The 18,610-nt window shown below is 52.6% G+C and carries 20 protein-coding genes and 1 riboswitch; of the genes, 4 read left to right on the forward strand and 16 right to left on the reverse strand.

Annotated elements, in window-relative coordinates; all coding sequences use genetic code 11:
* Positions 1 to 9: 9 nt before the first annotated feature.
* Entirely contained in the window at positions 10 to 1,146 is a 1,137-nt protein-coding gene (locus EO763_RS13905) for an ABC transporter permease (RefSeq protein ID WP_161529302.1), read from the forward strand.
* Positions 1,147 to 1,547: 401 nt separating this feature from the next.
* Here EO763_RS13905 and EO763_RS13910 read toward each other — a convergent pair whose 3' ends face one another.
* The 6 genes from EO763_RS13910 to moaA all read right to left on the reverse strand — a co-directional run bounded on the left by EO763_RS13910 (position 1,548) and on the right by moaA (position 5,120).
* Positions 1,548 to 2,255, reverse strand: coding sequence for a Bax inhibitor-1/YccA family protein (locus tag EO763_RS13910; protein WP_010297658.1), 708 nt, complete (start codon positions 2,253 to 2,255; stop codon positions 1,548 to 1,550).
* A gap of 112 nt (positions 2,256 to 2,367) precedes the next feature.
* Positions 2,368 to 2,820, reverse strand: coding sequence for a molybdopterin synthase catalytic subunit MoaE (gene moaE / locus EO763_RS13915; protein ID WP_010297660.1), 453 nt, complete (start codon positions 2,818 to 2,820; stop codon positions 2,368 to 2,370).
* 2 nt (positions 2,821 to 2,822) lie between these two features.
* Positions 2,823 to 3,068, reverse strand: coding sequence for a molybdopterin synthase sulfur carrier subunit (gene moaD, locus EO763_RS13920; RefSeq protein WP_102118715.1), 246 nt, complete (start codon positions 3,066 to 3,068; stop codon positions 2,823 to 2,825).
* Positions 3,065 to 3,559 carry a cyclic pyranopterin monophosphate synthase MoaC gene (moaC, locus tag EO763_RS13925; RefSeq protein ID WP_039512529.1) on the reverse strand — a complete coding sequence of 165 codons (495 nt, stop codon included), beginning with the start codon at positions 3,557 to 3,559 and terminating at the stop codon, positions 3,065 to 3,067. Before moaC ends, moaD begins: the two co-directional genes overlap by 4 nt.
* A gap of 18 nt (positions 3,560 to 3,577) precedes the next feature.
* On the reverse strand, positions 3,578 to 4,096 hold the full coding sequence (moaB, locus tag EO763_RS13930; RefSeq protein WP_161529303.1) for a molybdenum cofactor biosynthesis protein B: 519 nt from the start codon (positions 4,094 to 4,096) through the stop codon (positions 3,578 to 3,580).
* Between the two features lie 34 nt (positions 4,097 to 4,130).
* Positions 4,131 to 5,120, reverse strand: a complete 990-nt coding sequence (moaA, locus tag EO763_RS13935; protein WP_161529304.1) for a GTP 3',8-cyclase MoaA — start codon at positions 5,118 to 5,120, stop codon at positions 4,131 to 4,133.
* Positions 5,108 to 5,256, reverse strand: a riboswitch (molybdenum cofactor riboswitch). Its footprint overlaps the gene before it by 13 nt.
* 556 nt (positions 5,257 to 5,812) lie before the next feature.
* On the opposite strand from moaA, the gene yvcK reads away from it, so the two are divergent.
* Positions 5,813 to 6,745, forward strand: coding sequence for a uridine diphosphate-N-acetylglucosamine-binding protein YvcK (yvcK, locus tag EO763_RS13940; protein ID WP_161529305.1), 933 nt, complete (start codon positions 5,813 to 5,815; stop codon positions 6,743 to 6,745).
* On the opposite strand, the gene EO763_RS13945 is transcribed toward yvcK, so the two are convergent.
* From EO763_RS13945 to bioB, 10 genes are all read right to left on the reverse strand, one after another.
* Positions 6,721 to 7,152 (reverse strand): VOC family protein, encoded by a 432-nt coding sequence (locus EO763_RS13945; RefSeq protein WP_161530400.1) that lies wholly within the window; start codon positions 7,150 to 7,152, stop codon positions 6,721 to 6,723. The genes yvcK and EO763_RS13945 overlap by 25 nt on opposite strands.
* Positions 7,153 to 7,180: 28 nt before the next feature.
* On the reverse strand, positions 7,181 to 9,193 hold the full coding sequence (uvrB, locus tag EO763_RS13950; protein WP_103162972.1) for an excinuclease ABC subunit UvrB: 2,013 nt from the start codon (positions 9,191 to 9,193) through the stop codon (positions 7,181 to 7,183).
* A gap of 764 nt (positions 9,194 to 9,957) precedes the next feature.
* The gene (locus tag EO763_RS13955; RefSeq protein WP_161529306.1) at positions 9,958 to 10,383 is read right to left on the reverse strand and encodes a hypothetical protein; all 426 of its coding nucleotides are present in this window, start codon (positions 10,381 to 10,383) and stop codon (positions 9,958 to 9,960) included.
* A 36-nt stretch (positions 10,384 to 10,419) separates the two neighbouring features.
* Entirely contained in the window at positions 10,420 to 10,851 is a 432-nt protein-coding gene (locus tag EO763_RS13960) for a hypothetical protein (RefSeq protein WP_161529307.1), read from the reverse strand.
* Complete coding sequence (locus tag EO763_RS13965; protein WP_161529308.1) at positions 10,852 to 11,544, reverse strand: hypothetical protein; 693 nt, start codon at positions 11,542 to 11,544, stop codon at positions 10,852 to 10,854.
* Between the two features lie 81 nt (positions 11,545 to 11,625).
* Positions 11,626 to 12,105, reverse strand: a complete 480-nt coding sequence (locus EO763_RS13970) for an Hcp family type VI secretion system effector (RefSeq protein ID WP_161529309.1) — start codon at positions 12,103 to 12,105, stop codon at positions 11,626 to 11,628.
* Between the two features lie 276 nt (positions 12,106 to 12,381).
* Complete coding sequence (bioD, locus tag EO763_RS13975; protein WP_161529310.1) at positions 12,382 to 13,062, reverse strand: dethiobiotin synthase; 681 nt, start codon at positions 13,060 to 13,062, stop codon at positions 12,382 to 12,384.
* Positions 13,055 to 13,816 carry a malonyl-ACP O-methyltransferase BioC gene (gene bioC, locus EO763_RS13980; protein ID WP_161529311.1) on the reverse strand — a complete coding sequence of 254 codons (762 nt, stop codon included), beginning with the start codon at positions 13,814 to 13,816 and terminating at the stop codon, positions 13,055 to 13,057. The genes bioD and bioC overlap by 8 nt, the downstream gene beginning before the upstream one ends.
* Positions 13,797 to 14,954: an 8-amino-7-oxononanoate synthase gene (gene bioF / locus EO763_RS13985; RefSeq protein ID WP_161529312.1), complete on the reverse strand. Its 1,158-nt coding sequence runs from the start codon at positions 14,952 to 14,954 to the stop codon at positions 13,797 to 13,799. The genes bioC and bioF overlap by 20 nt, the downstream gene beginning before the upstream one ends.
* A 39-nt stretch (positions 14,955 to 14,993) precedes the next feature.
* On the reverse strand, positions 14,994 to 16,031 hold the full coding sequence (bioB, locus tag EO763_RS13990; protein ID WP_039357335.1) for a biotin synthase BioB: 1,038 nt from the start codon (positions 16,029 to 16,031) through the stop codon (positions 14,994 to 14,996).
* Positions 16,032 to 16,126: 95 nt separating this feature from the next.
* Between bioB and bioA the strand changes: the two genes are divergently transcribed.
* Together bioA and EO763_RS14000 are read left to right on the forward strand one after the other, a co-directional pair.
* The gene (gene bioA / locus EO763_RS13995) at positions 16,127 to 17,431 is read left to right on the forward strand and encodes an adenosylmethionine--8-amino-7-oxononanoate transaminase (RefSeq protein WP_161529313.1); all 1,305 of its coding nucleotides are present in this window, start codon (positions 16,127 to 16,129) and stop codon (positions 17,429 to 17,431) included.
* A 278-nt stretch (positions 17,432 to 17,709) separates the two neighbouring features.
* Positions 17,710 to 18,504 carry a GH12 family glycosyl hydrolase domain-containing protein gene (locus tag EO763_RS14000; RefSeq protein ID WP_161529314.1) on the forward strand — a complete coding sequence of 265 codons (795 nt, stop codon included), beginning with the start codon at positions 17,710 to 17,712 and terminating at the stop codon, positions 18,502 to 18,504.
* Positions 18,505 to 18,610: the final 106 nt, after the last annotated feature.

The raw sequence follows: 18,610 nt of genomic DNA on the forward strand, positions 1-18,610 counted from the left end.
GGAGCCACTATGCTACATCGTCTGTGGACATTGATTATCAAGGAACTGCAATCGCTGCTGCGCGATCCGCAAACACGCTCCATTCTGGTGTTGCCCGTCATTCTTCAGGTTTCCCTGTTCCCTTTCGCCGCAACGCTCGACGTGACCAATGCGACTATTGCGATTTACAGCGAGGACAACGGGCCGCATGCCATAGAGCTGACGCAGCGCTTTGCCAAGGCAAAATCCTTTTCTAACGTGCTGATGCTACATCACTCGCAGGATATTGCTCCGACGCTGGATAACCAGCACGCGCTTCTCATCCTGCGCTTCCCCCCGCAGTTCTCGCGCGATATCGCCAGCGGGAACAGTACATCGATCCAACTTATTCTGGATGGCAGGCGCTCAAACAGCGCGCAGATCGCCGCCAACGACGTGCAGCACATCGTACTGGATTATCAGTTAGCATTGCTGGCGGCCAGACCGGCTCAAAACGCCGCCACTCAGAACCATTCAAATCCAAACAACAGCGAGCTGGTGGTACGCCACTGGTATAACCCGAATCTGGACTATAAATGGTTCGTGGTGCCATCACTGATTGCCATGATCGCCACTATCGGCGTGCTGATTGTCACCGCGCTTTCCGTAGCACGTGAGCGGGAACAGGGTACGTTGGAACAGCTGCTGGTTTCACCGCTGTCCACCAGCCAGATCTTTATTGGCAAAGCCATCCCCGCGCTGATTGTCGCCACGTTTCAGGCTACGATCGTGCTGCTGGCGGGCATATTGATTTTCCATATCCCTTTCGCCGGATCGCTGCTGCTGTTTTACACCACGATGCTGATCTATGGCCTGTCGCTAGTGGGCTTTGGCCTGCTGATTTCCTCGCTCTGTTCAACGCAGCAGCAGGCGTTTATCGGCGTGTTCGTCTTCCTGATGCCCGCTATTCTGCTTTCCGGCTATGTGTCACCGGTTGAGAATATGCCGATCTGGTTGCAGCACATCACCTGGATTAACCCGATTCGTCACTTCACCGACATCACCAAGCAGATTTACCTCAAGGATGCGGACTTCAGCATCATCTGGGGCAGTCTATGGCCGCTGTTTATCATCACGCTAACCACTGGCTCGGCAGCCTACGCCATTTTTAGACGGAATATTGCTTAATAGCAGACAGGTAAGGGAAGCACATAACCAGAGAGGCGTAAAAAATTGTGCTGAGGTGACATGACCGCATGTGTGAGCGGCAGGACGCCGCGAAAGCCAGTGCCGCGTCGGACAAAAACGCAATAGCCGTTTTTGAACAGCACTTGTGCTGGCCCGAAGGGTGAGCCCCATTTATGGGGCGAGTAAACGCGTCACTGGCGGCACGAACAGCGTTCATGAGCGCCGAAGGCACCGCGTAGCGGCACAATTAACGCCATAGAGCCATAGGTCAAGGAGCTGCGGCAACTGAGCGCTCCTTGTCGGGCGTGTGATGAGGCACAAAAAACACGGTGTTTGACACGCCCGAAACCTTTGCACTGATTAACATAAAGCAGTGAAGCATTTAAATTATCGCGCTGTCCTTAACGACGATTGCCGAAAATACGCAGCAGCATCAGGAACAGGTTGATGAAGTCGAGGTACAGCGTCAATGCGCCCACGATGGAGTATTTACGGAAGCTGTCTTTGTCATCAACGGACAGCTGCTCGCCGATGTTTTTCAGCTTCTGGGTGTCATAGGCGGTCAAGCCGACAAACACCACCACACCGATATAGGTTACTGCCCACATCAGCGCTTCGCTTTTCAGCCACAGGTTCACCAGCGAAGCCAGAACAATCCCGATCAGCGCCATGAACAGCATGCTGCCAAAGCCGCTCAAATCACGCTTCGTGGTGTAGCCGTACAGGCTCATCGCTCCGAACATCCCCGCCGTAATCACAAAGGTGCTGGCGATGGATTCACCGGAGTACATGATGAAAATGCTGGAGAGCGTTAGCCCCGTCAGCGCGGAATAAAGCATAAACAGCGACGTGGCGACCGTGCCGCTCAGGCGCTGCACCATGCCGGAAATCACAAAGACCAGCCCCAATTGGGCAATGATCAGGCCGAAGAACGTGATCTGGCTGGAGAAAACAAAATTCAGTACGGCAGGCGTATTCGCTGCGTACCAGGAGACGAACGCCGTCAGCAGCAGACCGCAGGTCATCCAGCCATAAACCTGTGCCATATAGGCCTGGAGACCAGACTGCGAGCGCTCAACAATTGAACCCGAGCGTGGATATCTGTCCATGATGTTACCTTTGCATGAAGTTATCTGATTAACGCGGCGCGAACCGCCTGATTGGGGGATCGAGACGGAATATTCTCTCCCCACCATCCTTTTATCCTAACACAGAAATGGACTACCAGCGCTGCGCGGCCTGTTTATCACTGTCGCGTGATTCCACCCAGCGCTCACCTTCCGGCGTCGCTTCTCGCTTCCAGAATGGCGCGCGGGTTTTCAGGTAATCCATGATGAATTGGGCGGCATCAAACGCCGCGCTGCGGTGAGCGGCGCTGACGCCAACGAACACAATTTCATCCCCCGGATAGAGTGCGCCCACCCGATGAATCACACTTACACGCGGCAGTTCCCAGCGCTCGCGTGCCAGCTCAACAATCTCCGCCAGCGCCTTTTCCGTCATGCCGGGGTAATGTTCCAGCGTCAACGCGCTAACGTTTTTCGCCAGATTGTGATTACGCACCTTACCGGTGAACGTCACCACCGCGCCGTCCTCATCGCACTGCGCCAGCCACTGATATTCATCCCCTACATTGAAGTTCTCTTCGCCAACCAGAATACGCGTGTCCGCCACGATCAACCTCCCGTTACCGGTGGGAAAAATGCAACTTCATCGCCGTCCTGTAACGGGTGCGTGAGCTCAACCAGCGACTGGTTCACCGCAGCCAGCAACTTGCCCGCTTCCAGCGCCAGCGCCCAGCGCGCGCCGCGTTGACATAGCGCCTGTCGGACGTCCTCTACGGTGGCATACTCGGCAGGCAACGACAGGCTGTCTGTCTCGATCAGTTCACGGACTTGTGCAAAAAACAGAATCTTGATCATGCTCCCTCCGCCGTAAAGTCGCCGGATTTGCCGCCGCTTTTCGCCAGCAGACGCACCGGACCAATCACCATGTCTTTCTGCACGGCCTTGCACATGTCATAGATGGTCAGCGCAGCAACAGAAGCCGCCGTCAGCGCTTCCATCTCTACGCCGGTTTTCCCTGTCAGGCGACACACGGATTCTATCCGAACCCGATTGTGCTCCGGCTGCGCTTCCAGCTCGACAGCAACTTTGCTCAGCAACAGCGGATGACAAAGCGGAATCAGTTCCCAGGTGCGTTTCGCCGCCTGAATCCCAGCGATGCGCGCGGTGGCGAACACGTCGCCCTTGTGGTGACTGCCAGCGATAATCATCGCCAGCGTCTGCGGTGCCATTTCAACGAAAGCTTCCGCGCGGGCTTCACGCACGGTTTCAACTTTGGCGGAAACATCTACCATCGCGGCTTCGCCAGCGGCGTTAATGTGGGTCAATTGTGGCTTAAGTGATGACATAGTGAATAAGGCTTACCATTAAGAGGATTTTTTCACGTGCGGGTAAAAATTGCACGGCTTCTGGCGCGCATCCAGCTGTTCCTGAATGATGCGTTCCCATGCGGTTCGACAGGCGCGAGTCGAACCCGGCATAGCGAAAATTACCGTCTGGTTAGCCAGACCGGCAAGCGCGCGGGATTGCAGCGTCGCCGTGCCAATATCTTCGTACGACACCATGCGAAACAGCTCGCCGAAGCCTTCGATTTCCCGATCGAACAAGACGCCGATGGCTTCCGGCACCACATCCCCAGCCGTAAAGCCCGTCCCGCCATTAATCAAAATGCCTTGCACCTCATCGCTGGCAATCCACGCCGAGATCTGTGCCCGAATCTGGTACAGATTTTCTTTCACGATGGCGCTGTCGACAATGCGATGTCCTGAGGACTGCGCCGCTTCGCGCAGATAGTCGCCAGAGGTGTCATCTTCCGCCGTACGACGTTCGGACACGGTTAGAACCGCAAGATTGAGAGAAACGAATTCGCTGCTGACTTTGCTCATGTCAGGCTCCTTTAAGAATCAGTGATGTCGCGGATTAGCCGCCGATAAATGACAGGTTTTGCGTGATGCCACTATTCCCTTCATGCAGGAAATGGGTCTGCTTTTTCGCCGATAGCCCGCCCGAGATACGCATTTTCAAATCATCGAGGTGACGATCGTCGACCAGCAAATCACGCAGCGGAATGCCCTGTTCGCCAAAGAGACACAGATGAAGATTCCCTATGGCAGAGACTCGCAGGCGGTTGCAGCTCAGGCAGAAATCTTTCTCATACGGCATAATCAGCCCGATTTCTCCCTGATAGTCGGGATGGCTGAACACCTGAGCCGGGCCGTCGCTGCGTGCACGTTGCTGCTGCTGCCAGCCTTGTTGCAGTAGTTGCTGGCGGATCACCTCACCGGAAACGTGGTGACGGCGGAACACGTCGCCCCCTTCCCCCGTTTCCATCAGTTCAATAAAGCGTAGTTGAATCGGGCGGTGTTTAATCCAGTCGAGGAAAGTTTGCAGGCTGCCGGCGTTAACATCGCGCATCAGCACCGTGTTGACTTTGACCTTGGCAAAGCCACAGTCAAAGGCCGCATCAATGCCGTCCATCACCTGCCGGAATTTATCCTGCCCGGTAATCGCATGAAACTGGCGTGCATCAAGGCTGTCGACGCTGACATTCAGCGCCGTCAGGCCTGCATCTCGCCATTGAGCAACGTCGCGAGCCAAACGGTAGCCGTTGGTGGTTACCGCCAGCGTGCGGATAGCGGGGTTTTCACGGATTGCCGCAATGATATCGACAAAGTCACGGCGTAAAGACGGTTCACCACCGGTGAGGCGGACTTTTTCCGTCCCTAATTCGGCAAAGGCGCGGCTGACACGACGAATTTCATCGAGTGATAAAAAGCGATGTGGATTCGTACCATTGGCCTGATAGCCATCCGGCAGACAGTAGGTACAGCGAAAATTGCAGACGTCTGTAATAGACAGACGCAAATAGTAGAACTTGCGCGCAAACGCATCAGTCAGTTGACTCACCATAAACACCTTTCCAAATACGGGAGATGCAGGCATTTCTGCCTCGCACCCTGGTGACCGCGAAGGCCACGGCCAAGGCACCGTATCACGCGCAACAAGCGCATCACTTAGGCACCAAGGCTAGGAGTTTGATTCCTATCAGTTATCCGTTAAACAGCCGCGAGATAACCGCTCAAGAATCGTGATTTCATTTAGCAGTCTACTGCGAAAAAGCACAGTCAACCACTCTCAAAATCGGTATATAATTAAATATATATCGAATTTTCAATATCTTATGGTGCACAGCATACGGAAAAATACGCGACAGAAATTGTCTCAGGTCATGCCTGCGTGAGGATTTTTCGCGTTTTAAGGTGAAATCAGCTACCTTAGCGACAATTCTTATACCCTAAATAATTCGAGTTTCAGGACAAACGTTAACGTTTGAACAACGCAGAGCGTTGGCCCGCTAGGGCGAGGCTTATTTATAAGCCTTGTAACGCGGCAAGAAAAGGAATCCCGATGAGCTTACTCAGGTAAGTGATTCGGGTGACTGACAAATCTGCCAGAGGCAGGTTTGAACGCTGCTTGCAGCGGCCCCAACGGGGCGAGGTACACGTAAGTGTGCCGAGTAGCGCAGCCAACGCACATGCAACTTGAAGTATGACGGGTATACACGTTATTCATATTACTCTGGCTCATCCATAAGGTTTTCTATGCGCAATCGCACGTTGGCCGACCTCGACAGGGTTGTCGCACTCGGAGGCGGGCACGGTTTAGGTCGTGTGATGTCTTCGCTCTCTTCCCTGGGTTCACGGCTAACCGGCATTGTCACGACGACAGATAACGGCGGTTCAACGGGCCGCATCCGTCGTTCTGAAGGCGGCATTGCCTGGGGCGACACCCGCAACTGCCTGAATCAACTGATTACAACGCCCAGCGTGGCATCCGCAATGTTTGAGTACCGGTTTAACGGTAACGGTGAACTTGCCGGACACAATCTGGGTAATCTAATGCTAAAAGCGCTCGACCACCTGAGCGTGCGTCCGCTGGAAGCTATCAATCTGATTCGCAACCTGCTCAAGGTAGACGCGTTTTTAATTCCGATGTCCGAGCATCCTGTCGATTTGATGGCGATTGATGAACAGGGCAACCCCGTTTATGGTGAAGTCGAGATCGATCAGTTGGCAGCCTTGCCGCAGGATTTGATGCTGTATCCAACGGTGCAGGCCACGCGCGAGGCGATTGATGCCATCGCAAAAGCCGACCTGATTTTGATTGGTCCCGGCAGCTTTCTGACCAGCCTGATGCCGCTGCTGTTGCTGGAGGATCTGACACAGGCACTCCGCCGCACGCCCGCCCCTATGGTGTACATCGGCAATCTGGGCAATGAGCAGAGCAACCCCGCAGCCCGCCTGACGCTGGTGGAGAAGCTATCCTGGATTGAACACAAGGTAGGGAAACCCGTGGTTGATGTCGCGATTGTCGGTCCAAAAGTCGATATCAGCCAGATCGGCGATCGTCTGGTCGTGCAGCAGACGCTGGCCGCAGAAGATGTTCCCCACCATCATGACCGTGAGTTACTGCGTCAGGCCATCGAACGTGCGCTACAGCTGCTGGGATCTCAATCCCGCAGCCATGGCGTATAAGTCACACCAATCAGAATGCCTTCGGGACTCAGGAAACGCGTGACCTGCTGTCCCCAAGGCTCAAGACGGTTTTCCACCAGCAACGCATAGCCTTGCGCTTTCAGCGTGCTGGTCGCCTCCACCATGTCAGCCACTTCGAACTCCAGCCAGCTTTGCGGTTCAGGAAGATCCGCAGGCCAACTTTCGTGCCCGAAACAGGACTCGCTAGCCTGTGAGAGCGGCCACAGCGCGAAATGCTTCACGCCCTCCATTTCATCGCTCACCAGATAGTCGCTCCCTTCCGCAACGGGCTTCAATGGCAACTTCAGCGTATCAACATAGAGCGCATGGCTGGCAGAAAGGGATTTCACAATCGGCCCAAAACCTGCCACAAAAAGCACCTCAACACCCGGTATAGTCTGATCCATCATTGATCCTCAGTGAGCGCTTGCATCGTTAGGATACAGCGATAAATTGTGCGCGCAGTGCCTGCACTTCATCGCGCAGGGCGGCAGCCTCTTCAAATTCAAGGTTCTGTGCGTGCGTCAACATTTTGCTTTCCAGCTCGCGGATTTTCAGCTCCAGCGCCTTCGGCGTCATCAGTTCATAGCGTGCTGCTGGCTCCGCCGCTTTGCGATTGCCACGCCCTTTGCCTTTGTTCGTCGGCCGACCCAGTTGCAGAATATCGGAAATCTTCTTATTGATGCCCTGCGGCACAATGCCGTGCTCGGTGTTGTAGGCTTCCTGCTTCTCGCGGCGGCGCTCCGTTTCACCAATCGCTTTCGCCATCGACGCCGTAATCCTGTCGCCATAGAGAATAGCTTTACCACTCAGATTACGCGCTGCGCGGCCAATCGTCTGGATCAGGGAACGTTCAGAGCGTAGGAAACCCTCTTTATCGGCATCCAGAATCGCCACCAGCGACACTTCTGGCATATCCAGCCCTTCACGCAGCAGGTTGATCCCAACCAGCACATCGAACTCGCCAAGACGTAAATCACGAATGATTTCCACTCGCTCGACGGTGTCGATATCCGAGTGCAGATAACGTACCCGCTCGCCGTGTTCTTCCAGATATTCCGTCAGGTCTTCCGCCATGCGCTTGGTCAGTGTGGTCACCAGTACCCGCTCATTAATCGCGGCACGCAGACGAATTTCGGAAAGCAGGTCATCCACCTGTGTCGCAACAGGTCGTACTTCGATGATCGGATCGAGCAACCCAGTGGGGCGCACCACCTGATCGATCACTTCACCGCCCGATTTTTCCAGTTCATAGTTACCCGGCGTCGCAGACACGTAAATTGTCTGTGGAGCCAGCGCTTCAAACTCTTCAAATTTCATCGGTCGGTTATCCAGCGCTGAAGGCAGCCGGAAACCGTATTCAACCAGCGTCTCTTTACGCGCGCGGTCGCCACGATACATACCGCCGATCTGGGGCACAGTAACGTGGGATTCATCAATAACCAGCAGCCCGTCCGCAGGCAGATAGTCAAACAGCGTCGGTGGCGGCTCACCGGGACCACGACCGGAAAGGTAGCGTGAGTAGTTTTCGATACCGGAGCAGTAACCCAGTTCGTTCATCATCTCCAGGTCAAACTGAGTGCGCTGACTCAACCGCTGCTCTTCCACCAGTTTGTCATTAGCCAGCAGCACCTTTTTACGGTCGGCCAGTTCAACCTTGATGTCTTCCATCGCCTGCAAAATACGCTCACGCGGCGTGACGTAGTGCGTTTTGGGATAGATGGTATAGCGCGGCACCGTTTGGAGAACGTGACCCGTCAGCGGGTCAAACAGCGACAGCCGTTCCACTTCTTCATCGAACAGTTCAACGCGCAGCGCAATTTCATCAGATTCCGCAGGGAAGATATCGATCACCTCACCGCGCACGCGGAACGTACCGCGCTGAAACGCCTGATCGTTACGGGCATACTGCAATTCGGCCAGACGCCGCAAAATAGCCCGCTGGTCAATCAGCATCCCTTGCGTCAGATGCAGCATCATTTTCAGATAGAGATCGGGATCGCCCAGACCATAGATCGCGGATACCGAGGCCACGACGATGACATCGCGTCGCTCCAGCAGCGCTTTTGTCGCGGAAAGACGCATCTGTTCGATATGTTCGTTAACCGATGCATCTTTTTCGATAAAGGTGTCCGAGCTGGGAACGTAGGCCTCTGGCTGATAATAATCGTAATACGAGACAAAGTACTCGACGGCATTATCGGGAAAGAATTCTTTCATTTCGCCGTACAGCTGGGCTGCCAGCGTTTTATTTGGTGCCAGCATCATCGTCGGCCGATTGAGGTCGGCAATCACATTGGCGATCGTGAACGTCTTACCTGAGCCCGTTACCCCGAGCAGCGTTTGGTGCGCTAACCCGTCTTCCAGACCCTCTTTTAAACGACGAATGGCCTCAGGCTGATCGCCTGCCGGTTTAAAGTCGGAATTCAGTGTAAATACTTTACTCATCGTTAAGCACGCTACTTATCGTTATTACCCATCGCGCAATGCGAGGTTCGTGGGTGGATACTCAGAACTTTATTCTGAATCCCAATGATGAAATTCGCCACCGCAATGATACTGGATATAAAAACAGCATCAAGGAAATTATCGCTGGATTGGATGATTAATCGACAAATGAATTTGCTAGCACATCCCTCTTCAATCTACCAGATAAAATCATCGTGATTTATCCCCAGATTTGGTAAAAATGTAACATGCGGGGATGAGCGGTGACGCTAATTTATGCAACTACACCCCATTGATGTTCAAGACGCTTGATTTTACTTAAGCATATGATAATAAATAGATTAGAAAAACCGTGGAGAATAGCGCCAACCCAGCGACAACCCGCGCCAGCTCTCGGTTAGGACGCGTTGTCTATCCATAATGCACATAGTTATCCACAGAAATGGTGGATAACTCCCACAACACCGCATCAGCACTGAGTTAGAGAAATACCCGCTTCATTCGCGATCCCCCCTGATATGGATTTTCTTCACACTCTTTCTGTGATTTATCGCATAAGTATTAGACGGAAAAAGACTAAAAACAGCAGAAGGCTAAATCGCAACAATTCAGGCATAGCGGGGAGTTAGGGGAAAACTCAAGAAGGTTTTAGCTATTAATCGGCATAAAAATGTAGGTTTTACACTCATGAAACAGATGGTGGTAAAAAACAACAAAAACCGTTGCGTGATTAAACGCAGACGAAGGTTTGCCAACAGTCACCATCACAGTTGTTTTGGCAGTACAACCTCCACACCAACCCTTTTTCCCTTAGCGTCGACAAAAATCACTACCGTTTTTGTTTTATCCTTGCTCAGCCATTCTTCGCCGTTTCCCTCCACCTTCTCAAGGGTACAGCCGATGGAAATAAGGTAGTCTCTCAATGAGGCAATATCCGCGGTGTTTTCAAAATATACTGCGCTCACTTCCGATGCAGGGCCCTCTTGAGGTGCTTTCACAAACTGATAAACCGCCGATATACGAGGTACACCTTTGACGATATCGTCAGTAAGCTCTTCGTAGAGAGCTTTGTCTTCCATAGTGTAATGTTTACTTTCAAGATCGAAGCCTGAAAAAAACCACCACAGCAACCCCGCCGCTATGATACAAGCCATACCCAAGTCACACAGAAATCGATATAGCGTCGCCATTTATCCTCCCCAAAAGCACTCATGTCCCCCAGTTCATCACCACCACGACGGTGGCGGCAATCGAATTTCCAAACCCACTGTTTTTCCCTTTGGGTCGACAAAAATCGTTATTGCTTTGGTCTTATCCTTACTTAGCCAGTTTTCGACATTTACTTCCGTCCTATCAAGGGTACAACCGATGGAAATAAGGTAGTCTCTCAACGAGGCGACATCCGTGGTGTCTTCAAAATACACCGCGCTCACTTCCGATGCCGATTCCTGTGGTGGATAGTAAACAAACCGATAATTTGTCGAGATGCGCGGCGCGCCTTTGACAATATCGTCAGTGAGCGTTTCGTACAGGGCTTGGTCCTCCACTGTGTAAAATTCAAAACCAGAATCAGAACCAGTCGAAAACCACCACAACAGCCCCACAGCGATGAGACAACCCATAAGCAGATTTTGCAGCAAACGATATAGCGTCGCCATTTACCCTCCTGAAAAATTCAGGTGCCACCCGGTTCCATCATCAATCACAATATCAACCCGTTCAGACGGAACGGAAGTGTAGGGTTTTATTCTCGTCATAAATGCAGGCAACACGCCGAAATAGGGCTGCGCATTCGGGTTCAGCTCTGGATCGGGGAAGAGCAGCGGCCTGAATGATTTATTCTTGAAAGCCCCGATAGAACCGTAAAAATCCCAGCGTTTTAATGCCTCATCCCTGCTAATCGGTTTGAGTTCAGAGAAGTAATGTATGCCATCAACGACGCGATAAAAGCCCAATAAATCCGAGACGAGATCTTCGGCGCTAAACCCGCTGTCGGTGAAAAAATTAAACGGAAAGCCATCTTGGAACCCCTCAAAACGGGGAGCGACTGCCATCATCATCGCTAACGCGATGCTGAACTGCTCGCTCCGTGACACGCCTTTCTTGATGCGCCAGACGGTATATTTAGATGTACCGATTCTTTTCCTAAATTTCCGCATATCCTGGAAATATTTCACATCGTAATACGGTTTATCCCCACTCTCGCCTGCCTCAAATTGCAGTAACAACTTTCTGATATCGTCTCCTTGGGCATGACCTAAATCAATCCAGCCAAGTACCTCACTGTAAATTAAACCGCTCTTATTCGTCGTTGCCGTTGAACCACCCACAATCTTCGATCGTTTACTCATAAAACCCTCAACGCCTTCTTATTTATAGGCAATAGCGCAGAAAGATAGAAATAGCCAGAATGAAATGAATCAGTCATCATTTCACATAGCGGCATCCTGCCAGAACAGATAGGAACTGGTGCGTGCAGCCACATGTTCCCATTCAATGGTGTTAAATTTAAAAGACACGCTTTCGCTTGGCTGTAAATCGTTATGCGTCAAAGAATTAGGATACACAGCATTGATACCCGAAATAATTCCGCCTAATAGCCTTATTTTGAAATACAGCTCATTACCGCCCGCCATTGCTGTCCGATAGAGAGAAAGTTCGCAGGTTAATATCTCTTTATCGCCCAGGGACTGGAATATTAGCGGGGTTGATTTATCTATGGGTTTTCTAATCTGGAGGGGATAGAACGAAACGTTATCTTCCCGCATAACGCTGGTATTTAACTCGTAAACAAAAATTTCGTCTTCATGCCCTGACCGATGCAGGTTTCCTATCGATGCTATAGTGGAACACCCTGCTGATATCAATCCTTGTTTATCGCCATTAAGTGAAAGGTAAATAATATTCGCCATGATACGTTCCTTGAATCACGTTAGTTGTTCGCATAAATACTTTTAATAAAAACACACCTAATAAAAGAAAAATTACGGTATTTATTCTACCACCCTTATTTCACGAGCAACCAGAGATTAATTAAACGTGGTTTTAAAAATAAATGGATTAGCGCTTTTATTAAAAACATCGCGTTAATCCATTGAGTGAGGAAATAATAAATAACACCATTATCATTTGGCATAAAATAGTCAGCCAATAATAAAAAAACATCCCAACGTTTTTAGTGGCGTTACTTATTTCGCTAATAATGTAATATCAACGTACTGCCCCAGATTATGCTGCTGAAGATCCGATACATAAGGAATTTCGCCCAGCATCGGCGCGGGCAGGCGCTGTTGCAGCGTTTGCAGATATGGCTGATGCCATTTTCCAGGTGGCGTAATGTCATTTGCAATCCAGCCGCCAAGGCGCAACCCAGCGTGTTGAATGGCGTGGGCCGTTAACATCGCGTGGTTGATACAACCTAGCTTGATACCGACCACCAAAATCACGGGAAGCTGTTCCCGAACAACCCAGTCGGCAAACGTGTCCTGCGCCGACAGCGGCGTAAACCACCCGCCCGCCCCTTCGACCAATAGCCAATCCGCCTGCGTTTCTAATTCCCGTAGCCCTGCGGACAACGCTGGGAGATGGATAGGCCGCTGTTCCACCGCACTGATAATATGCGGTGAAGTCGGTTCCATAAACGCCAGCGGGTTCACCGCCTGATAATCCAGCCGGACACTGCTATTGGCCTGAAGCGCCAGCGCATCGCTGTTGCGAATGCCGTCAACCGTCATTTCACAGCCGGACGCTACGGGTTTATAGCCTGCGGTGCGGTATCCTGCCTGATTCGCAGCCTGAAGTAGCGCCGTGCTGGCGACCGTTTTCCCGACTTCGGTATCCGTGCCCGTCACAAACCAGCGCTCAATCACGATAAATCACTCCATAAACCAGTTGATAGCTGAGCGGGTAGCCGCCCTGTTCTTGCGGATAATGAGCAGACAGCGCCGTCAGACGCGCCCGGCTCAATAGCCCCGGTGCACGCCCGTCGTGCAACCAGGTCGCACCAATCCCCTTCAGTGATTTCATCAATGCCAATACATCTGGGAAAAGGCAAACCTCACGTTCTTGAACCACATGATGGCGATAAGGCTGACAGGCTGCTTCGATAGCGGAGAGCGACAGAAAGCGATTCGTCCGCTGTGTGCCGTCCAGACGCTGCCACGCCTGTGACAGTTCGCTTAAGGACCCGTCCGCTAACGTCGCAAACGCAATAACGCCCCCCGGCCGCGTGACCCGATACAGCTCGGCCAGCGCACGCGGTAACGAATCGCACCACTGCACAGCCAGATTGCTGTAGCTGATATCCACACAGCAATCCGTCAGCGGCAGGTTTTCGATATCGCCTTCCAGATAACGATCGGCAACGTGCTGCTCACGGGCATGCGCCAGCATGTCCACCGACAAATCCAGCGCCGTCACATTCTTACCAGCCTGACGCCAGTGGCGACTAAAATGCCCAGTTCCGCAGCCCGCATCCAATACCTGTAAACCGCTGTGCGACGGCATCAGCGCCAGCAGGCGTTCTCCGCTGGTGCGTTGCAGTTCGGCAAAGCGGTCATAGCCCCCTGCTGCTCGCCCAAACGCCTGCGCAATCGCCTGCTTGTTATAGTTTTCTGTCAGCATGGTGTAATACCGTAAGCAAGCGACTGATATCTTCCGGCTGGTGTTCCGCCGTCAGCGTAATGCGCAGACGTGCGCTGCCGACAGGCACCGTTGGTGGCCGCATCGCACTGACCCACACGCCCTGTTCGCGCAGATGGCTCATCAGTGCCATTGCCCGCGCGTTCTCACCAACAATCAGCGGTTGAATCGCGCTCTGTGAATCCATCAGTTGATAGGTGGAGTTGGAAAAGCCCGCACGGAACTGGGCGATGTTGCGTCGTAATGCATCACGCCGCGCGTCGCCCTGCCGGACACAGTTGACTGCCGCGCTCAGCGCACAGGCCTGTGCCGCTGGCATCGAGGTGCTGTAAATCAAATGACGAGCGAATTGCAGGAAGTACTCTGCCAGCGGTTCAGCGCACAGTACCGCCGCCCCGCTCACGCCAAACGCCTTGCCGAACGTGACAATCAGCAACTCGGGTTTGACGCCCTGCTGCCAACAGCTCCCGCGACCTTCATCACCCAGCACGCCAATCCCGTGCGCATCGTCCACCATCAGCCAGGCATCGTGCGCCCTGCACTGATTTTGCAACGCCGACAGCGGTGCGGTGTCGCCATCCATGCTGAAAATGCCTTCGGTCACCACCAGCGTCTGGCCGTCCGTAGGTTTCTCCAGCAGCGCTTGCAGATTATCGGGCTGATTATGTTTAAAGCGCCGCAGGGTCGCGGGTGACTGTGCAGCCGCTTCCAGCAACGAAGCATGGCTGAGCTTATCGGCAAAGATACGGTCTGCCGCCTGTGCCAACGCGGCCACCACAGCCTGATTCGCGGCATAGCCGGAAATAAACAGCAGCGCACGCGGATAACCCAGCCAATCGGCAAGCTGACTTTCCAGCGCGGCATGGGCATCGGTATAGCCCGTCACATGTCCGGAACCACCGCTGCCAATACCGTATTGCTCAGCGCCCTGCTGCCAGGCGCGTACAATCTCTGGGTGATGGCTCAACCCCAGATAGTCGTTGCTGGAAAAATTCAGGTAGCAATGATCGCCCTGCATCAGCCAGCGCCCACTGCCGCCTTGATTAGCCCGCCGCATACGGTAGGCATCATCGCGCTGACGCTGCACCAGCGCGGCGTCAATACGTTGCTGCCAGCTCATGATTCAGCACGCCTTACCCAGCAGTTTGCAGACCCGACGTTATACCGCAGCATTATAAAACTGCTCGCTATCGGCGTTAATCAACTGTTCCGCCAACCGCTGTTGTTGTTGGTTATCCCCGTATTCGGTCGCCGTCTGTTGCGGATTCAGACCCAGTTTGAGGAACAGCGCCAGATCCTTGTCTTCTTTCGGGTTTGGCGTCGTGAGCAGTTTGCAGCCGTAGAAAATGGAGTTCGCCCCCGCCATAAAGCACATCGCCTGTGTTTGTTCACTCATCTGCTCGCGTCCGGCGGACAGGCGTACATAAGAAGCCGGCATCATGATACGCGCAACGGCAATAGTACGAATGAAATCAAACGGATCGACATCATCGTTATCCGCCAGCGGCGTGCCTTTCACCTTAACCAGCATGTTGATCGGCACGCTTTCCGGCGGAGTCGGCAGGTTAGCCAATTGCACCAGCAGCCCGGCACGATCGCGCACGGTTTCACCCAGCCCAACAATGCCGCCGGAACAGACTTTAATGCCCGCACCGCGCACTTTATCCAGCGTATCCAGACGCTCTTGATACGTGCGGGTAGTAATGATGCTGCCGTAAAATTCTGGCGAGGTATCGAGGTTATGGTTATAGAAATCCAACCCAGCAGAGGCCAGACGCTCGGCCTGATCGTTGTGCAGCGTTCCCAGCGTCATGCAGGTTTCCATCCCCATTGCTTTAACGCCTTGCACCATCTGTTCCAGATACGGCATGTCGCGCTCGTGCGGGTTTTTCCACGCCGCGCCCATACAAAAGCGCGTCGATCCTGCGGCTTTCGCCTGACGGGCCGATTCCAGCACCTGTTCAACCTGCATCAGGCGTTCGGTATCAATCCCAGTGCGATAACGGGAGCTCTGCGGGCAATACTTACAGTCCTCAGGACAGGAACCGGTCTTTATCGACAGTAACGTACTGACCTGCACCTGACGGGGATCAAAATGCTGACGGTGGATCTGCTGCGCTTCAAACATCAGTTCCAGAAATGGTTTATTAAATAAGTCTTGCGCTTGCTCAAGCGTCCAGTACATGCGGTCAGCCATCTCGGCATCTCCAAACTAAAAACGTTTCGCCAGTGTAAATTAACCCGATATACTGTCAACCAAATAGAATCCATTTTGGTTTACGAAAGATCATCATGAGCCCGGAAGACATTGCTTTTGACCAGCGCCATATTTGGCATCCCTACACCTCAATGACCGAACCGCTGCCCTGCTATCCGGTGATAGCGGCTAGCGGCGTCGAGCTTCAGTTGGATGACGGACGTCGCCTGATTGACGGCATGTCATCGTGGTGGGCGGCGATTCACGGCTACAACCATCCGGCGATCAATCAAGCGGTGCAGGCTCAGCTCAGCCAGATGTCGCATGTGATGTTTGGCGGGATCATCCATCCGGCAGCGGTGGCACTGTGCCGCCAACTGGTGGACATCACGCCAGAAGCACTGGAATGCGTTTTTCTGGCGGATTCCGGCTCGGTGGCTGTCGAAGTGGCGATGAAAATGGCGCTGCAATATTGGCAAGCACAGGGGGAAACCCGTCAACGCTTTCTCACCCTGCGTCACGGCTATCACGGTGATACCTTCGGTGCGATATCCGTGTGCGATCCGCAGAATTCGATGCATAGTCTGTATCAGGGCTACCTGCCTACCCATCTGTTTGTCGATGCGCCGCCATGCGCCGCTATCAACGAAGGCGGTTTTACCGACGACTGGCAGGAAGCTGATATCGCGCCGCTACAGGCGATGCTGTCGGCGCACGCTTATGAGATCGCGGCCGTAATTCTGGAACCCATCGTGCAGGGCGCGGGAGGGATGCGCTTTTATCATCCGGCCTACCTGAGTCGGGTGCGGGAACTGTGCGATCAATGGGGGATCTTGCTGATTGCCGATGAGATCGCCACCGGATTTGGCCGCACCGGCAAGCTGTTTGCCTGCGAGCATGCAGGCATTTCTCCCGATATTATGTGTCTGGGAAAAGCGCTTACCGGCGGCTATATGACGCTCTCCGCTACGCTGACCACGCGGATAGTCGCTGAAACCATCAGCAACGGTGCGGCAGGCTGTTTTATGCACGGCCCCACATTTATGGGCAATCCGCTCGCCTGCGCGGCAGCCAGTGCCAGTTTGTCGCTGTTGGCGGAGAACCGCTGGCAGCAGCAAGTGCAAAATATTGAGCGGCAGATGCGAGACGCGCTGCAACCCTGCGCGGATTCTCCGCTGGTGGCTAACATTCGCGTGCTGGGTGCTATCGGCGTGGTGGAAACACAGCGTCCGGTCAATATGGCGCGACTACAGCGTTTCTTTGTCGAGCGTGGCGTCTGGATTCGACCGTTTGGCCGACTCATTTATCTGATGCCGCCGTTTATCATTCAGCCTGATGAACTGCGTAAGCTGACCGACGCCGTCTGTGCGGCCATCCGTGATGAACAGCTATTTGACTAACCGGTAAGCCAAGGCGCACGCACTCGTGCGCCGCAAAAACATGTCCTCTATTTTCATTTCACATGATAACCATTCATTACCGCTCTTATAATTATTCACACGAATAAGTTTTTCATTTTATTCATGGTTAACGTATTGAATTACTCTGGCATCGATGAAATAAATATAAAATGTTAAGCACGCCACAGTTTATATTCAACCAACCGTAGACACCTGATGAATACGTGTTAGATTTTAACATGAAACACCTCAAGCATATATTTAAAAGGAGATTTATTATGCTTACAGTAAATAAGAAACCACACCATATATTCCACACATTATTTCCCGTATTATTTTCTGCCTTGTTACTTTCCCCATTCACCGCTTCTGCGGTCAGTTCCTCCAAAGACGCCGACAAACTCTATTTTGAGAATAATAAATATTATGTATTCAATAACGTCTGGGGAAAAGATGAAGTAAAAGGATGGCAGCAAACGGTTTTCTATAACAGCCCAACCAGCATGGGGTGGAACTGGCACTGGCCAAGTAGCTCCTCCAGCGTTAAAGCCTATCCATCGCTGGTGAGCGGTTGGCACTGGACGGCGGGCTATACGGCAAATAGCGGCTTGCCGATACAATTGTCCAGTAATAAAAATATTACCAGTAACGTCACCTATTCCATCAAATCCACCGGCACTTACAACGCGGCTTATGACATTTGGTTCCACACCACCGACAAAGCCAGTTGGGATTCTCCCCCTACCGATGAATTAATGATCTGGCTAAATAATACCAATGCAGGCCCAGCGGGTGATTATATTGAAACAGTTTTCCTCGGTGGCAGCAGTTGGAACGTATTCAAAGGCTGGATCAGCGCCGGTAATGGCAAAGGGTGGAATGTCTTTTCCTTTGTTCGCACCTCCAATACCAACAACGCATCGCTCAATATTCGCCATTTCACCAACTATCTGGTGGGAACCAAGAAATGGATGAGTAATACAAAATATATCAGCAGCGTTGAGTTTGGCACCGAGATCTTTGGTGGCGATGGGCAGATTGACATCACCAAGTGGAGCGTAGACGTAAAATAACGCGTCCATAATCTCTGTCTTTTCCGGTTCAACCTCTTTGCCACGCTGGCGTGGGGTTGAGCCGAATTTATCTCATCGGCTTCACGCTTCATTTCAGCTTGGACAG

Source organism: Pectobacterium odoriferum (genome assembly GCF_009931295.1).
In the GTDB taxonomy this organism is placed as follows: Bacteria; Pseudomonadota; Gammaproteobacteria; order Enterobacterales; family Enterobacteriaceae; genus Pectobacterium; species Pectobacterium odoriferum.

What these genes read in the sequence shown, in the direction of transcription:
- EO763_RS13905 (WP_161529302.1), top strand. Translation starts at nt 10, where the DNA reads ATGCTACATCGTCTGTGGACATTGATTATCAAGGAACTGCAATCGCTG.
- EO763_RS13910 (WP_010297658.1), bottom strand. Translation starts at nt 2,255, where the DNA reads ATGGACAGATATCCACGCTCGGGTTCAATTGTTGAGCGCTCGCAGTCT.
- moaD (WP_102118715.1), bottom strand. Translation starts at nt 3,068, where the DNA reads ATGATCAAGATTCTGTTTTTTGCACAAGTCCGTGAACTGATCGAGACA.
- moaC (WP_039512529.1), bottom strand. Translation starts at nt 3,559, where the DNA reads ATGTCATCACTTAAGCCACAATTGACCCACATTAACGCCGCTGGCGAA.
- moaB (WP_161529303.1), bottom strand. Translation starts at nt 4,096, where the DNA reads ATGAGCAAAGTCAGCAGCGAATTCGTTTCTCTCAATCTTGCGGTTCTA.
- moaA (WP_161529304.1), bottom strand. Translation starts at nt 5,120, where the DNA reads ATGGTGAGTCAACTGACTGATGCGTTTGCGCGCAAGTTCTACTATTTG.
- yvcK (WP_161529305.1), top strand. Translation starts at nt 5,813, where the DNA reads ATGCGCAATCGCACGTTGGCCGACCTCGACAGGGTTGTCGCACTCGGA.
- EO763_RS13945 (WP_161530400.1), bottom strand. Translation starts at nt 7,152, where the DNA reads ATGGATCAGACTATACCGGGTGTTGAGGTGCTTTTTGTGGCAGGTTTT.
- uvrB (WP_103162972.1), bottom strand. Translation starts at nt 9,193, where the DNA reads ATGAGTAAAGTATTTACACTGAATTCCGACTTTAAACCGGCAGGCGAT.
- EO763_RS13955 (WP_161529306.1), bottom strand. Translation starts at nt 10,383, where the DNA reads ATGGCGACGCTATATCGATTTCTGTGTGACTTGGGTATGGCTTGTATC.
- EO763_RS13960 (WP_161529307.1), bottom strand. Translation starts at nt 10,851, where the DNA reads ATGGCGACGCTATATCGTTTGCTGCAAAATCTGCTTATGGGTTGTCTC.
- EO763_RS13965 (WP_161529308.1), bottom strand. Translation starts at nt 11,544, where the DNA reads ATGAGTAAACGATCGAAGATTGTGGGTGGTTCAACGGCAACGACGAAT.
- EO763_RS13970 (WP_161529309.1), bottom strand. Translation starts at nt 12,105, where the DNA reads ATGGCGAATATTATTTACCTTTCACTTAATGGCGATAAACAAGGATTG.
- bioC (WP_161529311.1), bottom strand. Translation starts at nt 13,816, where the DNA reads ATGCTGACAGAAAACTATAACAAGCAGGCGATTGCGCAGGCGTTTGGG.
- bioF (WP_161529312.1), bottom strand. Translation starts at nt 14,954, where the DNA reads ATGAGCTGGCAGCAACGTATTGACGCCGCGCTGGTGCAGCGTCAGCGC.
- bioB (WP_039357335.1), bottom strand. Translation starts at nt 16,031, where the DNA reads ATGGCTGACCGCATGTACTGGACGCTTGAGCAAGCGCAAGACTTATTT.
- bioA (WP_161529313.1), top strand. Translation starts at nt 16,127, where the DNA reads ATGAGCCCGGAAGACATTGCTTTTGACCAGCGCCATATTTGGCATCCC.
- EO763_RS14000 (WP_161529314.1), top strand. Translation starts at nt 17,710, where the DNA reads ATGCTTACAGTAAATAAGAAACCACACCATATATTCCACACATTATTT.